Source organism: Pseudomonas sp. PSKL.D1, assembly GCF_028898945.1.
In the GTDB taxonomy this organism is placed as follows: domain Bacteria; phylum Pseudomonadota; class Gammaproteobacteria; order Pseudomonadales; family Pseudomonadaceae; genus Aquipseudomonas.
Genome location: NZ_CP118607.1, coordinates 5,773,597 through 5,788,246 on the forward strand (window position 1 = coordinate 5,773,597; position 14,650 = coordinate 5,788,246).

13 protein-coding genes and 1 pseudogene are annotated in these 14,650 nt (G+C 60.9%); 9 read left to right on the forward strand and 5 right to left on the reverse strand.

What is annotated here, in order from left to right; translation table 11 throughout:
• Positions 1-4 precede the first annotated feature (4 nt).
• From dut to argB, 3 genes and pseudogenes are all read left to right on the forward strand, one after another.
• Complete coding sequence (gene dut / locus PVV54_RS25990) at positions 5-460, forward strand: dUTP diphosphatase (protein ID WP_274907927.1); 456 nt, start codon at positions 5-7, stop codon at positions 458-460.
• A 136-nt stretch (positions 461-596) separates the two neighbouring features.
• A pseudogene (locus PVV54_RS25995) lies at positions 597-1,970 on the forward strand (phosphomannomutase/phosphoglucomutase); the annotation flags it as partial.
• A 30-nt stretch (positions 1,971-2,000) separates the two neighbouring features.
• Complete coding sequence (gene argB / locus PVV54_RS26000; RefSeq protein ID WP_274907928.1) at positions 2,001-2,906, forward strand: acetylglutamate kinase; 906 nt, start codon at positions 2,001-2,003, stop codon at positions 2,904-2,906.
• Between the two features lie 86 nt (positions 2,907-2,992).
• On the opposite strand, the gene pyrE is transcribed toward argB, so the two are convergent.
• Positions 2,993-3,634, reverse strand: a complete 642-nt coding sequence (gene pyrE, locus PVV54_RS26005) for an orotate phosphoribosyltransferase (protein ID WP_016394033.1) — start codon at positions 3,632-3,634, stop codon at positions 2,993-2,995.
• 80 nt (positions 3,635-3,714) lie between these two features.
• On the opposite strand from pyrE, the gene PVV54_RS26010 reads away from it, so the two are divergent.
• The gene (locus PVV54_RS26010; protein WP_274907929.1) at positions 3,715-4,494 is read left to right on the forward strand and encodes an exodeoxyribonuclease III; all 780 of its coding nucleotides are present in this window, start codon (positions 3,715-3,717) and stop codon (positions 4,492-4,494) included.
• Between the two features lie 88 nt (positions 4,495-4,582).
• Here the strand turns inward: PVV54_RS26010 and rph are convergent, their stop codons facing one another.
• Positions 4,583-5,305: a ribonuclease PH gene (rph, locus tag PVV54_RS26015; protein WP_274907930.1), complete on the reverse strand. Its 723-nt coding sequence runs from the start codon at positions 5,303-5,305 to the stop codon at positions 4,583-4,585.
• A 227-nt stretch (positions 5,306-5,532) separates the two neighbouring features.
• Here rph and PVV54_RS26020 point away from each other — a divergent pair, with 227 nt between their 5' ends.
• Both PVV54_RS26020 and gmk read left to right on the forward strand, forming a co-directional pair.
• A complete protein-coding gene (locus tag PVV54_RS26020; protein ID WP_274907931.1) occupies positions 5,533-6,396 on the forward strand; it encodes a YicC/YloC family endoribonuclease in 864 nt (287 codons plus the stop codon).
• A 13-nt stretch (positions 6,397-6,409) separates the two neighbouring features.
• The gene (gene gmk, locus PVV54_RS26025) at positions 6,410-7,030 is read left to right on the forward strand and encodes a guanylate kinase (RefSeq protein WP_274907932.1); all 621 of its coding nucleotides are present in this window, start codon (positions 6,410-6,412) and stop codon (positions 7,028-7,030) included.
• A 56-nt stretch (positions 7,031-7,086) separates the two neighbouring features.
• Here the strand turns inward: gmk and PVV54_RS26030 are convergent, their stop codons facing one another.
• The 3 genes from PVV54_RS26030 to PVV54_RS26040 all read right to left on the reverse strand — a co-directional run bounded on the left by PVV54_RS26030 (position 7,087) and on the right by PVV54_RS26040 (position 10,876).
• The gene (locus PVV54_RS26030; protein WP_274907933.1) at positions 7,087-8,625 is read right to left on the reverse strand and encodes an APC family permease; all 1,539 of its coding nucleotides are present in this window, start codon (positions 8,623-8,625) and stop codon (positions 7,087-7,089) included.
• A 114-nt stretch (positions 8,626-8,739) separates the two neighbouring features.
• Positions 8,740-9,489 carry a gamma-glutamyl-gamma-aminobutyrate hydrolase family protein gene (locus tag PVV54_RS26035; RefSeq protein WP_274907934.1) on the reverse strand — a complete coding sequence of 250 codons (750 nt, stop codon included), beginning with the start codon at positions 9,487-9,489 and terminating at the stop codon, positions 8,740-8,742.
• A 4-nt stretch (positions 9,490-9,493) separates the two neighbouring features.
• Positions 9,494-10,876 carry a glutamine synthetase family protein gene (locus tag PVV54_RS26040; protein ID WP_274907935.1) on the reverse strand — a complete coding sequence of 461 codons (1,383 nt, stop codon included), beginning with the start codon at positions 10,874-10,876 and terminating at the stop codon, positions 9,494-9,496.
• A gap of 205 nt (positions 10,877-11,081) precedes the next feature.
• On the opposite strand from PVV54_RS26040, the gene PVV54_RS26045 reads away from it, so the two are divergent.
• The 3 genes from PVV54_RS26045 to spoT all read left to right on the forward strand — a co-directional run bounded on the left by PVV54_RS26045 (position 11,082) and on the right by spoT (position 14,650).
• Positions 11,082-11,954: a LysR family transcriptional regulator gene (locus PVV54_RS26045; RefSeq protein WP_274907936.1), complete on the forward strand. Its 873-nt coding sequence runs from the start codon at positions 11,082-11,084 to the stop codon at positions 11,952-11,954.
• A gap of 264 nt (positions 11,955-12,218) precedes the next feature.
• Entirely contained in the window at positions 12,219-12,482 is a 264-nt protein-coding gene (gene rpoZ, locus PVV54_RS26050) for a DNA-directed RNA polymerase subunit omega (RefSeq protein WP_016394025.1), read from the forward strand.
• Between the two features lie 59 nt (positions 12,483-12,541).
• Entirely contained in the window at positions 12,542-14,650 is a 2,109-nt protein-coding gene (spoT, locus tag PVV54_RS26055; protein WP_274907937.1) for a bifunctional GTP diphosphokinase/guanosine-3',5'-bis pyrophosphate 3'-pyrophosphohydrolase, read from the forward strand.

Below are 14,650 nucleotides of genomic sequence, written 5' to 3' on the forward strand. Positions count from 1 at the left end.
TTACATGCACGCTCTACAAGCCAAAATCCTCGACCCACGCCTGGGCAACGAATTCCCGCTGCCCCAGTACGCCACCCCAGGCTCCGCCGGCCTTGACCTGCGCGCCCTGCTCAAAGAAGACACCGTTCTTGAGCCAGGTCAGACCGTGCTCATCCCGACTGGCCTATCGATCTACATCGGCGACCCAGGTTTGGCGGCAATGATTCTGCCGCGCTCGGGCCTGGGCCATAAGCACGGCATCGTGCTCGGCAACCTGGTCGGCCTGATCGACTCGGATTACCAGGGCGAACTGATGGTGTCGTGCTGGAACCGTGGCAACACGCCGTTCACCATCGCCGTTGGCGAGCGCATTGCCCAACTGGTGCTCGTGCCTGTGGTACAAGCGCATTTCGACATCGTGGAAAGCTTCGACGAAAGCCAGCGCGGCACTGGCGGCTTCGGCCACTCCGGTACCAACTGAGCCCTTCAAGCGACCGCTCGGGCCATGGATGGCGAACTCTCCGGCGATTCCATCGTCCAAGCGTTCAGTTTGTGCCTGCCCGGCAAGCCTTTGACTAATGGAGCTTCCAGAGATGAACGACATGGCCCACCTGGTCCCCGCACTGCCTGACAGCATTTTCCGCGCCTATGACATCCGCGGCGTTGTCGGCAAAACCTTGCACGCCGAAACCGCCTACTGGATCGGCCGCGCCATCGGCGCACAAAGCCTGGCTCAGGGTGAACCGCAGGTTTCTGTCGGCCGCGATGGTCGCCTGTCCGGCCCGATGCTGGTCGAGCAATTGATCCAGGGCCTGGCCGATGCGGGCTGCCAGGTCACCGACGTTGGCCTGGTGCCTACCCCGGCGCTGTACTACGCCGCCAACGTGCTGGCCGGCAAGTCCGGCGTAATGCTCACCGGCAGTCACAACCCCTCTGACTACAACGGCTTCAAGATCATCATCGCCGGCGACACCCTGGCCAATGAGCAGATCCAGGCCCTGCTGACCCGCCTGAAAACCAACGACCTGACGCGTGCAGAAGGCAGCGTGCAGAAAGTCGAAATCCTTGACCGCTACTTCCAGCAAATCGTCGGCGACGTGAAGCTGGCCAAGAAGCTCAAGGTGGTCGTGGACTGCGGCAACGGTGCCGCTGGCGTCATCGCGCCGCAACTGATCGAGGCCTTGGGCTGCGAAGTCATCCCGTTGTTCTGCGAGGTGGACGGCAACTTCCCCAACCACCACCCGGACCCGGGCAAGCCTGAAAACCTCGAAGACCTGATCGCCAAGGTCAAGGAAACCGGCGCCGACATCGGCCTGGCCTTCGACGGCGACGGCGATCGCGTGGGCGTAGTGACCAACACAGGCAACATCGTCTACCCGGACCGCTTGCTGATGCTGTTTGCCCAGGACGTGCTGTCGCGCAACCCGGGCGCAGAAATCATCTTCGATGTGAAGTGCACCCGCCGCCTGACCCCGCTGATCGAGCAACACGGTGGCCGCCCGCTAATGTGGAAAACCGGTCATTCGTTGATCAAGAAGAAGATGAAGCAAACCGGTTCGCTGCTGGCCGGCGAAATGAGCGGGCACATCTTCATCAAGGAACGCTGGTATGGTTTTGACGATGGCATCTACAGTGCCGCGCGCCTGCTGGAGATCCTCAGCAAGGCCGGGCAGAGCGCAGAAACCCTGTTTGCCGCCTTCCCGGATGATATTTCCACGCCGGAAATCAACATTGATGTGACCGACGAGGGTAAATTCAGCATCATTGATGCACTGCAACGCGACGCCGACTGGGGCGAAGCCAACCTGACCACCATTGACGGTGTGCGGGTTGACTATGCCAAGGGCTGGGGCCTGGTGCGCGCCTCCAACACCACGCCGGTGCTGGTACTGCGCTTCGAAGCCGAAAGCGACGCCGAGTTGCAACGTATCAAGGATGTATTCCGCGCCCAGTTGCTGAGGGTTGCCCCTGAGCTGCAACTGCCGTTCTGACCGACTATCTGTTCCTTACAGGAGCCCTGCATGACCCTCGATCGCGATGCCGCTTCCCATGTAGCCGAGGTTTTGTCCGAAGCACTGCCTTACATTCGCCGCTTTGTCGGCAAGACCCTGGTCATCAAGTACGGCGGCAACGCGATGGAGAGCGAAGAGCTCAAGACCGGCTTTGCCCGCGACATCGTGCTGATGAAAGCCGTGGGCATCAACCCGGTGGTCGTGCACGGCGGTGGCCCCCAGATCGGCGACCTGCTCAAGCGCCTGTCGATCGAAAGCCACTTCATCGACGGCATGCGCGTGACTGACGCCGCAACCATGGATGTGGTGGAAATGGTGCTGGGCGGCCAGGTCAACAAGGACATCGTCAACCTGATCAACCGCCATGGCGGCAGCGCCATCGGCCTGACCGGCAAGGACGCGGAGCTGATCCGCGCCCGTAAACTGACCGTCTCCCGCCAGACGCCGGAGATGACCCAGCCGGAAATCATTGATATCGGCCACGTCGGCGAAGTGGTCAGCGTCAATACCGACCTCTTGAACATGCTGGTCAAAGGCGACTTCATCCCGGTGATCGCACCGATCGGCGTGGGCGCCAACGGCGAGTCGTACAACATCAACGCCGACCTGGTGGCAGGCAAGGTAGCTGAAGCACTGAAGGCTGAAAAGCTGATGCTGCTGACCAACATTGCCGGCCTGATGGACAAACAAGGCCAGGTCCTGACCGGGCTGACCACCGAACAGGTGAATGAACTGATCGCTGACGGCACCATCTACGGCGGCATGCTGCCAAAGATCAAATGCGCACTGGAAGCGGTACAGGGCGGCGTGAACAGCTCGCACATCATCGACGGCCGCGTGCCGAATGCCGTACTGCTGGAGATCTTCACCGACAGCGGCGTGGGCACCCTGATCACCAACCGTAAGCGTCACTGATAACCTGCCCGCGAAGAGGCCGGAACAGGCAGTACAAAAAAGGCGACCTTCACTAGAAGGTCGCCTTTTTCGTTACCAGGCCAGGATCAGATCCCGTATTGCGCCCGATACGCCTCGACGGCCGGCAGATGCTGCTTCAATTGCGGGTCATCGGCCAGGAATTCCAGTACCTGGGTCAGCGAAACGATGCTGACTACCGGAATACCAAAGTCACGCTCAACTTCCTGGATTGCCGACAGCTCGCCGTTGCCCCGCTCTTCGCGGTTCAATGCGATCAGCACACCAGCGGCTTTGGCCTGCTGAGCGTTGATGATCTGCATCACTTCGCGAATGGCGGTGCCAGCGGTGATCACGTCATCAATGATCAGCACTTCACCGGCCAGCGGTGCGCCGACCAGGCTGCCGCCCTCACCGTGATCCTTGGCTTCCTTGCGGTTGAAGCACCATGGCACATCGAGCTGATGCTGGTCAGCCAAGGCCACAGCGGTGGTGGCCGCCAGGGGAATGCCCTTGTAGGCAGGCCCGAACAGCACGTCGAACGGGATTTTGCTGTCGACGATGGCCGCCGCGTAGCAACGCCCCAGCTGGGCCAGTGCAGAACCCGTGTTAAACAGGCCGGCATTGAAGAAATACGGGCTGGTACGCCCCGATTTAAGAGTGAACTCACCGAAACGCAGGACCCCGCGATCGATGGCAAAACGGATAAAGTCGCGCTGATACGGCTGCATGGAAAGTCCCGGACACCACGGATTTAGCTAAATGGGTTGAGCTCGGGTATCATACACGCACGAGAAATTTGGGGCCATTTATGCGGATCATCAGTGTGAACGTGAATGGCATTCAGGCTGCAGCCGAGCGCGGATTGCTCAGCTGGCTGCAAGCCCAGAATGCCGACGTCATCTGCCTTCAGGATACCCGCGCCTCGGCCTTTGAACTCGACGACCCAGCTTTCCAGCTCGATGGCTATTTCCTTTATGCCTGCGACGCAGAAGTACCCGCCCAAGGTGGCGTGGCACTGTACTCGCGCATGCAGCCCAAGGCAGTCATCACCGGCCTGGGCTTCGAGACAGCCGACCGCTACGGGCGTTATCTGCAAGCAGATTTCGACAAAGTGAGTATTGCCACCTTGCTGCTGCCTTCGGGCATGAACGGCGACGAAGACTTGAACCAGAAATTCAAGTTGATGGACGACTTCGGCAAATACCTGGACAAGCAGCGCCGTAAACGTCGCGAATACATTTATTGCGGCTCGTTCTACGTGGCGCAGCAGAAGCTGGACATCAAAAACTGGCGTGACAGCCAGCAGTCTCCAGGCTTCCTGCCACCAGAGCGTGCCTGGATGGATGCAATTACCGGCGACATGGGCTATGTGGATGCCCTGCGCGAGGTCAGCCGTGAAGGCGACCAGTACAGCTGGTGGCCGGATAATGAACAAGCAGAAATGCTCAACCTGGGCTATCGGTTCGACTACCAGATCCTGACCCCAGGCCTGCGCCGCTTCGTGCGCAACGCCCGTCTGCCGCGCCAGCCGCGCTTCTCGCAGCATGCGCCGCTGATTGTCGACTACGATTGGACGTTGACGATCTGAATGCCGAGGGCCTCAAAGAGGCCCATCGCGGATAAATCCGCTCCTACAAGCGTAGGAGCGGATTTATCCGCGATGAAGGCAACACAAATCAATCAGCCAAAGCTGCCTGCTGCAATTCGAAGATCTCGTTCATGCCCTTCTGCGCCAATGCCAACATCGCATTGAAGTCTTCAGGCTGGAACGGCGCACCTTCAGCAGTACCCTGCACCTCGATGAAACCACCGGCACTGGTCATGACCACGTTCAGGTCGGTTTCGGCTGCGGAATCTTCCAGGTAGTCCAGGTCCAGCACTGCCTCGCCCTGATACATACCCACCGAAACAGCGGCAATCATGTGCTTGAGCGGGTTGCCAGCCTTCAGGCCGCCACGTTTCTTGATCACCGCCAGGGCGTCGCACAGGGCGACCATGGCACCGGTGATGGACGCCGTGCGGGTGCCGCCGTCGGCCTGGATCACGTCGCAATCGACGTACAAGGTGATGTCGCCCAGCTTGCTCATGTCCAGCGCGGCGCGCAGCGAGCGGCCGATCAGGCGCTGGATTTCCAGGGTACGGCCACCCTGCTTGCCACGGCTGGCTTCACGCTGGTTACGTTCGCCGGTGGAGCGCGGCAGCATGCCGTATTCGGCGGTCAGCCAGCCTTGGCCCTGGCCTTTGAGGAAGCGCGGCACACCGTTCTCGACACTGACCGTGCAGATGACCTTGGTGTCACCGAACTCGACCAGTACCGACCCTTCGGCGTGCTTGGTGTAGTTGCGGGTGAGGCGGATCGAGCGGAGCTGATCGGCGGCGCGACCACTTGGACGTTTCATCTGGGATACCTGTACTGGGACTTTGAATCTGCCCAGCATTATAGAGCCCGCAGTCCAATGAAGACATGCCTATTGTCGAGCGGTGGACGGCCTGTCGCCTTTTCCCACTGCCAGTGCGTGCGATCTGTAACATGGTCGGATTGGGCGGCAAGGCCGCACTGCGCTACAATCCTGCGCCTTGCAGCCGAAAGGCTTTTCGCTCATTTCATCTACGCGAGGTACTCTCCATGGTGCACAGCATGACCGCTTTTGCTCGTGTCGAGCGCGCAGGCAGCCAAGGCACCCTGGTTTGGGAGCTGCGCTCGGTCAACCACCGCTACCTTGAGCCCCACCTGCGCCTGCCCGACGCCCTGCGCGACCTAGAAGGCGCAGTGCGTGAGGGCCTGCGCCAAGGCCTGTCGCGCGGCAAGGTCGAATGCACCCTGCGCTTGCACGAAGACAGCAATGGCAAGCCATTGAAGGTCGACCACGAGCGGGCAGCGCAACTGGTCGCCGCGGCAGAACAAGTCGCAGGCCTGATCAAGCAGCCGGCAGCGCTCAACCCGCTGGAAGTGCTGTCCTGGCCGGGCGTACTGGTGGCTGATACCAGCGACCCTCAAGCACTGAACGCAGAAGCCGTGGCGCTGTTCGACGAGGCCCTGGCAGAGCTCAAGGCCGGGCGCCTGCGCGAAGGCCAGGAACTGGCCAGGCTGATCAATGAGCGCCTGGACAGCATCGCCACAGAGGTCACCACCCTGCGCGGCCTTGTCCCGCAGATGCTGGCCGCCCAACGGCAGAAGATTATCGACCGCTTTGGCGACCTCAAGGCAGAGCTCGACCCCCAACGCCTTGAGCAGGAAATGGTCTTGCTGGCCCAGAAGAGCGACGTCGCCGAAGAGCTCGACCGACTCAGCACCCACGTGAACGAAGTGCGGCGGGTGCTCAAGTCCGGCGGTGCTGCCGGGCGGCGCCTGGACTTCCTGATGCAGGAGCTGAACCGCGAGGCCAACACCCTGGGCTCCAAGGCCTTCGACCCACGCAGCACGCAAGCGGCGGTCAACCTGAAGGTGCTGATCGAACAGATGCGTGAACAAGTACAGAACATCGAGTAAGGCCACCCCCACCATGAATCACAGCAGCGGCACCCTTTACATCGTTTCGGCACCATCAGGCGCCGGCAAGACCAGCCTGGTCAATGCCCTGATCAAGGATGATGGGCACGTCAGCGTCTCGGTTTCGCACACCACCCGCAGCAAGCGCCCGGGCGAAGAGCATGGCGTGAACTACCACTTCGTCAGCCACGATGAGTTCAAGGCACTGATTGCCCAGAACGATTTCCTGGAGCATGCCGAAGTGTTCGGCAACTTCTACGGCACCTCGCGCAGCGCGCTGCAGCAGGTGCTGGACCAAGGCAATGACCTGATCCTGGAAATCGACTGGCAAGGTGCACGCCAGGTTCGCGAGCTGATGCCGGAAGCACGCTCGATCTTCATCTTGCCGCCCAGCCAGGAAGCCCTGCGCCACCGCTTGGACAACCGCGGGCAGGACAGTGAAGAAATCATTGCCGGCCGCATGAAGGAAGCGGTCAGCGAAATGGAGCACTACGACGAGTATGAGTACGTCATCATCAATGACAACTTTGCCGATGCGCTGGAGGAGTTGAAGGCGGTGTTCCGTTCGAACCGTCTGCTACTGAAGAAACAGCAACAGCGTAACGGTGAACTGCTGAAAGACTTGCTCTCCTGATAGAACGAGTGGGGCTGCGTTGCAGCCCTATCCGACCGGTCCGGCGCCCCCCAGCTTTACTCCTGCAATTGCAGGGTCGCTTGCTGCCGCAAGGTAGCCCCCAGGAAATACGCCGGCGCCCGCATCCGCGACAACATCATCAGCACAATACCCAGTGCCGAGATGATCGCCGCAATCACGAACACCAGCCCCAACCCACCCACATGCGAACCGCTGCCGAAATCCGGCGAGGCGCTGTCGATGGCCGTGCGCACGAATATCACCGACAAGATCACCCCACCCACCAGCGGGCACAGGCCGCGCATGAAGAAGTGGCGCAGGCTGTCAAACAGGCTGTGGCGGAAGTACCAGACACAGGCAAACGCCGTCAGCGAATAGTAGAAACAGATCATCATGCCCAGCGCCGTGATGGTGTCGGCCAGCACGTTCTCACTCAAGGTACGCATGGTCACGTAGAACAGGCCCGCTGCAATGCCGGCACAAATGGTCGCATAACGCGGTGTTTGTGAACGCGGGCAGACTTCGGCAAAGCGCTGCGGCACAGCACCGTAGTAACCCATGGCGAGCAGGGTGCGCGCAGGCGACACGAAGGTCGACTGCAGCGAGGCAGCGGTGCTGGCCAGCACGGCAATCGACATCAAAATGGCCAAAGGCCCCATTACCGGCCCTGCCAGGTGGGCAAAGACGTTTTCCTGAATGCGCGGGTTATTCAGGCCCAGGCCATCTTCGCTGATCCCGGCGAACTGCAGGGTGGCGATGGCAGTGAGCAGGTACAGCCCGAGGATCAACAGCACTGTCCAGGTTGCCGCCTTGCCCGGAACCTCCTCGCTGCCGATCGACTCTTCACTGACCGTCAGGCACACATCCCAACCCCAGAAGATGAAGATTGATAGCGACAGCCCCGCCGCAAAGGCGGAGAACGACTCGACGCCGAACGGGTTGAACCAGGCCAGGTCGAATGCCAACGGTGGTGGCGCGGTGGTTTCACTGAACGCCGCAAAGGCAAAACCGATCAGCACCAGCAACTGCAAGGCCACAAGCCCATACTGAACTGTCATGGTCGTGGTCATGCCCCGACAACAGATCCACACCGCCAGGGCAATAAACACGCAACAAGTGGTGATGTTGACCAGCAAATTGTCCGCAAGGGCTGCCAGTTCGTGGTTGCCGGTGATCTGCGCAAGGAAGAGGTAGAAGAAATCGACCGCCACGCCCGCCAGGTTGGATAGCACGATAGTGGTGGCGACCACCAAGCCCCAACCTCCGATCCAGCCAATCATCGGGCCGAATGCACGGGCCGACCAGGTAAAGGACGTACCGCTATCTGGCTCCGCCGAATTCAACTCGCGGTAGCCGAGGGCCACCAGCAGCATGGGCAGGAAACCAACGATGAAGACTGCAGGAAGGTGTGCACCGACCTCGCGCACGGTCGGACCCAGTGCGCCGGTCAAGGTATAGACCGGCGCGATGGTGGAAATGCCCAGGACTACGCTGGCCAGCAGTCCCAGGCGGCCTTTGGCCAACCCTTTGCTGCGCTGAGTACCGCCCGAGTCGGCCGCATCGGGTGGGCGGCCGGCTTCTGTGTAATTGCTCATGAGAAAACGCCGTAACTATTGGAATTGTTGTCACAGGCCTTGCAAGCAAGGCGCTTTCACTCATTGAAAGCTTGCGAATCGGTATGAGTCATCCAAGACCTTCGGGTAATAACCCTACCGTGCAGCACGGGCAATGCAGGCCTCGCGAAACGCCTCGAAAAGGCGCAAGGAGACCGGGTTTTCGGCGAAACGCCATTCCGGGTGCCACTGCACGCCAAGCACAAAGCCCGGCGCATCAGGCATGGACACCGCTTCGATCAGGCCATCCGGGGCCCGTGCTTCGACGCGCAGGCCCGGGGCCAGGCGGTCGATGCCCTGGCTGTGCAGCGAGTTGACCTCGAACTGCGCAGCCAGACCCAGGCGCTCGAACAACCCGCCAGGCGCAATGCTGACGGAATGACGAGGGCCATATTGCACTTCAAGAGGGGCGTCCTCAGGTTCGCGGTGGTCCAGATAGCCAGGTAGCTCTTGCACCCGCTGGTGCAGGCTGCCGCCCAGGGCCACATTAAGCTCCTGAAAACCTCGGCATACGCAGAACACCGGAACACCTGCGGCAATGGCTGCCTGCAACAGCGGCAAGGTCAGACGATCACGCGCAAGGTCATGCCGAGTGCCTTCCGCGCTGGGGGCGCCATTGTAATGATGCGGCTCGACATTTGAAGGCGAGCCGGTAAAAAGAATGCCATCGAGCCTGGCCAGCAACGCCTGAGCGTCGCTGCCCCCATCGCGGGCCGGCAAAATCAGCGGCAACCCGGCAAAACCGGCCGCCTCGACGTACTTGTCACCCACCGTGTGCGACGAGTTTTTCCCCACCTGCTGGCGGCAGGCACTGACACCGATCAAAGGGACCGCAGTTGCGCTCATGGGCTTACACCGTGTGCAGGTACCAGTTGTACTCAAGGTCGGAGATCGAGACTTCGAATTCGGCCAGCTCACTTTCCTTGCAGGCCACGAAGATATCGATGTAGTCCGGGCTGATGTATTGGTTAAGGACTTCGCTGTCGTCCAGCGCCCGCAGGGCATCGCGCAGGTTGTTCGGCAGGCTTTGTTCCAATTGCTCGTACGAATTGCCCTCGATTGGCGCCTCGGGCTCGACCTTGTTGGTCAGGCCGTGGTGGATGCCGGCGAGGATCGAGGCGAGCATCAGATAAGGGTTGGCATCGGCACCCGCCACACGGTGTTCGATACGCACGTTTTCACTGCTGTCGGTGGGGACGCGAACGGCCACGGTGCGGTTGTCCAACCCCCAGCTTGGTGCGTTGGGCACATAGAACTGTGCCCCGAAGCGGCGGTAAGAGTTGATGTTCGGGCACAGGAAGGCCATGGAAGCCGGCATGGTTTCCAGTACGCCGCCGATGGCATGGCGCAGGGTGTCGCTTTGCAGCGGGTCGTCGCAGGCAAAGATGTTCTTGCCGGTTTTCTTGTCCAGCAGCGAAATGTGCACGTGCAGGCCGTTACCCGCCTGGCCCGGGTAAGGCTTGGCCATGAAGGTTGTGTCCATTTCATGGTCATAGGCGACGTTTTTGATCAGGCGCTTGAGCAGGATCGCGTAGTCGCAGGCCTTCATCGGGTCGGCAACGTGGTGCAAGTTGACTTCAAACTGGGCGGGTGCGCTTTCCTTGACGATGGCATCGGCCGGCAAGCCCTGCTCTTTTGCCGCCTCAAGCATGTCTTGCAGGCAATCGGCGTATTCGTCGAGGTCGTCGATGAGGTACACCTGGGTCGACTGCGGGCGCTTGCCGGAAATCGGTGAGCGCGGAGGCTGTGGCCGACCGTTGAGGTTGTCCTGGTCAATCAGGTAGAACTCAAGCTCGAACGCGGCGCAGATATCCAGGCCCATGGCGTCGAACTTGCTCACCACCTGGCGCAGCACTTCGCGCGGGTCGGCGAAAAACGGCTGGCCATCCAGTTCGTGCATGGTCATCAACAGCTGGGCGGTCGGGCGCTTCTGCCATGGCTCGTCGGACAAGGTACCGGGGATCGGGTAGCAGATGCGGTCGGCATCACCGATGTCCAGGCCCAGGCCGGTGCTCTCGACGGTCGAACCGTTGATGTCCAGTGCAAACAACGACGCCGGCAGGTTGATCCCCTTTTCGTACACCTTGTGCAGGCTGGCCCGCTCGATGCGCTTGCCGCGCACCACGCCGTTCATGTCGGAGATCAGCAGATCCACGTACTGAGTGTCGGGATGAGCCTGAAGAAACTCATTCATCTCGCTGGAGGAACTGGCGCACGGGGTGACCGACGTCATGGTGTACATCCTTTGATGTGCTGCGGCGATGTGGGGATACGGCTGGCGCCACACGGGCGACGATGGTTGCAGCTGTTGTTTTTTTCACTATTCCCATCGTGGGGATTGTTACCCGACCGGGCGCATTGATTCCCGGGGGCGGTTCAACTATAAAATGGCCTAAACGCAACAGACATTGGCATTTCGGCAAGCAGAGCGTGCACCAATGCAATATCAGATTACTCACGCCGACCTCTCTCTGGTTCTGGCTCTGGAGCGCGGGCGCTCGCTGGCAAAGGCTGCCGAACTGCTCAAGGTGGACGTTTCAACCGTTTTCCGGTCAATTCGCCGGCTTGAATCGGCACTTGGCACGGCCCTGTTCGTGAAGAGCCGCAAGGGCTACCTGCCGACCGACACCGCCCAAGCCTTGGCCGAACAGGCCGAACGCGCCGAACAGGCGCTGGATGCGGCACGCATCGCAATGAGCAGCGGTGAGCAAGTGGTCAGCGGCACGGTACGCGTCACCTGCACCGAAGCGGTAATGCATAGCCTGCTTCTGCCGGCGCTGGCGGCTTTCATGCCGAACTACCCCGCCCTTTCACTGGAAATGGGCACCTCCAACACGTTTGCCAACCTTAGCCGCCGCGATGCCGACATCGCGCTGCGCTTGACCAACACGCCCCCCGAACACTTGGTCGGGCGCTGCCTGGGCTCTACGTCTTACGTGATCTGCGGCCAGCCACAGTGGCGTGAGCGGCTGGCCGAATCGGTCGGCAGTGTGCCCTGGATCGCTCCGGACGATTCGATGCAGGACCACCCTACTGTGGTCTGGCGTAACCAACAGCATCCGGGCCTGAGCCCGCGCTACCTGTGCAGCAGCATGTCTACCATCGCTCAGCTGGTAAGCACCGGCATGGGCGTTGCCGCGCTGCCTGACTACATGGTCGATGCCTTGCCGGGAGTTGATGCGCTCAGCGGGCCGCTGCCGGGGTGCGATACACAGCTATGGCTGCTGACCCGGCCGGATTGCCGGGCTTTGCGTTCGGTGCAGACGCTGTTCGAGGAACTGACGCCGCGGTTGCGGGACGCCATGTTGTGAGGGTGTTGTGTTTCATGGGTTTCGGAAGGTATCGTCAGGGTCAAGCATTTGGGGTGTCTGTTCCGGCCCTTTCGCGGCTAAAGCCGCTCCTACAGGGCATGCGATCTTTGTGGGAGCGGCTTCAGCCGCGAAGAATCAAACACAGGACCATCGGGCATGGCAAACAAAACAGCGCTTCCCTATTGGCTGGTGATTTTTTAAACTATCGAGTCCGCCTGCCCATATTGGGTTGCACGCCCACCGCATTTGCTACTGAGGAAGACCATGGCCCGCGTAACTGTTGAAGACTGCCTGGAACACGTGGATAACCGTTTTGAGCTGGTCATGCTCTCGACCAAGCGCGCCCGTCAGCTGGCTACCGGCGGCAAAGAGCCGCGCGTAGCGTGGGAAAACGACAAACCGACCGTGGTCGCCCTGCGCGAAATCGCCGAAGGTATCGTCACCCCTGAGTTCATCGCCGCCGAAGAGATCGTCACCGAGGATCCGGTCTTCGCCGCGTTCGAGGACGAGTCCAACGAGGCTGTCTGATTGATGCCCGGTCGACGTCGCGCGGCACCCGGCCCTCTTCCTCGGCAAGAGGTAAAACCATGCCGGGTATAGAAGCCTTAGCCGAACGGCTGTCGACCTATCTGGGCCCTGAACAGGTCAATCTGGTTCGCCGGGCCTATTTCTACGCTGAACAGGCACACGACGGGCAGCGCCGCCGCAGTGGCGAGCCCTACGTGACGCATCCGCTGGCCGTGGCCAGCATCCTCGCAGACATGCACATGGACCATCAGAGCCTGATGGCGGCCATGCTGCACGACGTGATCGAAGATACCGGCATCGCCAAGGAAGCCCTCTGCCAACAGTTTGGCGAGACGGTGGCCGAACTGGTGGACGGGGTCAGCAAACTGACCCAGATGAACTTCGAGACCAAGGCCGAGGCTCAGGCCGAAAACTTCCAGAAGATGGCCATGGCCATGGCACGCGACATCCGCGTGATCCTGGTCAAACTGGCCGACCGCCTGCACAACATGCGCACGCTGGAAGTGCTGTCTGGCGAAAAACGCCGACGCATCGCCAAGGAAACCCTCGAAATCTACGCCCCTATCGCCAACCGGCTGGGCATGCACACCGTGCGCGTGGAGTTCGAAGACCTTGGCTTCAAGGCCATGCACCCGATGCGTTCGTCGCTGATTCATCGCGCGGTGAAGAGTGCACGGGGCAACCGTAAAGAGATTGTCGCCAAGATCGAGCACTCGCTGGCCAACTGCCTGGCCGCCGACGGCATCGAAGGCGAAGTCAGCGGGCGTCAAAAACACCTCTATGGCATCTACAAGAAGATGCGCGGCAAGCGCCGTGCCTTCAACGAAATCATGGACGTGTACGCCTTCCGCATCATCGTCGACAAGGTAGACACCTGCTACCGCGTGCTGGGTGCGGTGCACAACCTGTACAAGCCGCTGCCCGGCCGCTTCAAGGATTACATCGCAATCCCCAAGGCCAACGGCTATCAGTCGCTGCACACCACGCTGTTCGGCATGCACGGCGTGCCCATCGAGATCCAGATCCGCACCCGCGAAATGGAAGAGATGGCCAACAACGGCATTGCCGCGCACTGGCTGTACAAATCCAACGACGATGAACAGCCCAAGGGCAACCATGCCCGTGCCCGCCAGTGGGTCAAGGGCATCCTCGAACTGCAGCAGCGTGCTGGCAACTCGCTGGAATTCATCGAGAGCGTGAAGATCGACCTGTTCCCGGACGAGGTTTATGTCTTTACGCCCAAAGGCCGGATCATGGAGCTGCCAAAAGGCTCCACCGCCGTGGACTTTGCTTATGCGGTGCATACCGACGTTGGCAACAGCTGCATCGCCTGCCGCATCAACCGCCGCCTGGCACCGCTGTCCGAACCGCTGCAAAGCGGCTCTACAGTCGAGATCGTCAGTGCCCCGGGCGCACGCCCAAACCCGGCCTGGCTCAACTTCGTGGTCACCGGCAAGGCACGTACCCATATTCGCCACGCGCTCAAACAGCAGCGTCGCTCCGAGTCGATCAGCCTGGGCGAGCGCCTGCTGAACAAGGTGCTGACCGGCTTCGACAGCAGCCTGGAGGTGATTCCACAGGAGCGTATTCAGGGCATCCTCGCCGAATACCGCCTGGAACTCATCGAAGACTTGCTCGAAGACATCGGCCTGGGCAACCGCATGGCTTATGTGGTCGCGCGACGCCTGCTGTCCGCAGAAGGCGAGCAGCTACCGGCACCGGAAGGCCCGCTGGCCATTCGCGGCACCGAAGGCTTGGTGCTCAGTTACGCCAAGTGCTGCACACCGATCCCTGGCGACCCGATCGTCGGCCACTTGTCGGCGGGCAAAGGCATGGTCGTGCACCTGGAAACCTGCCGCAACATCAGCGAAATCCGCCATAACCCGGAAAAATGCGTGCAGCTTTCCTGGGCCAAGGACATTTCCGGCGAATTCAATGTGGAGCTGCGCGTGGAGCTGGAGCACCAGCGCGGCCTCATCGCGCTGCTGGCCAGCAGCGTCAACGCCGCCGACGGCAACATCGAGAAGATCAGCATGGACGAACGCGACGGCCGTATCAGCGTTGTCCAACTGGTGGTCAGCGTGCACGACCGCGTGCACCTGGCTCGTGTGATCAAGAAGCTGCGTACGCTGACAGGTGTGGTTCGCATCACCCGCATGCGTACGTAG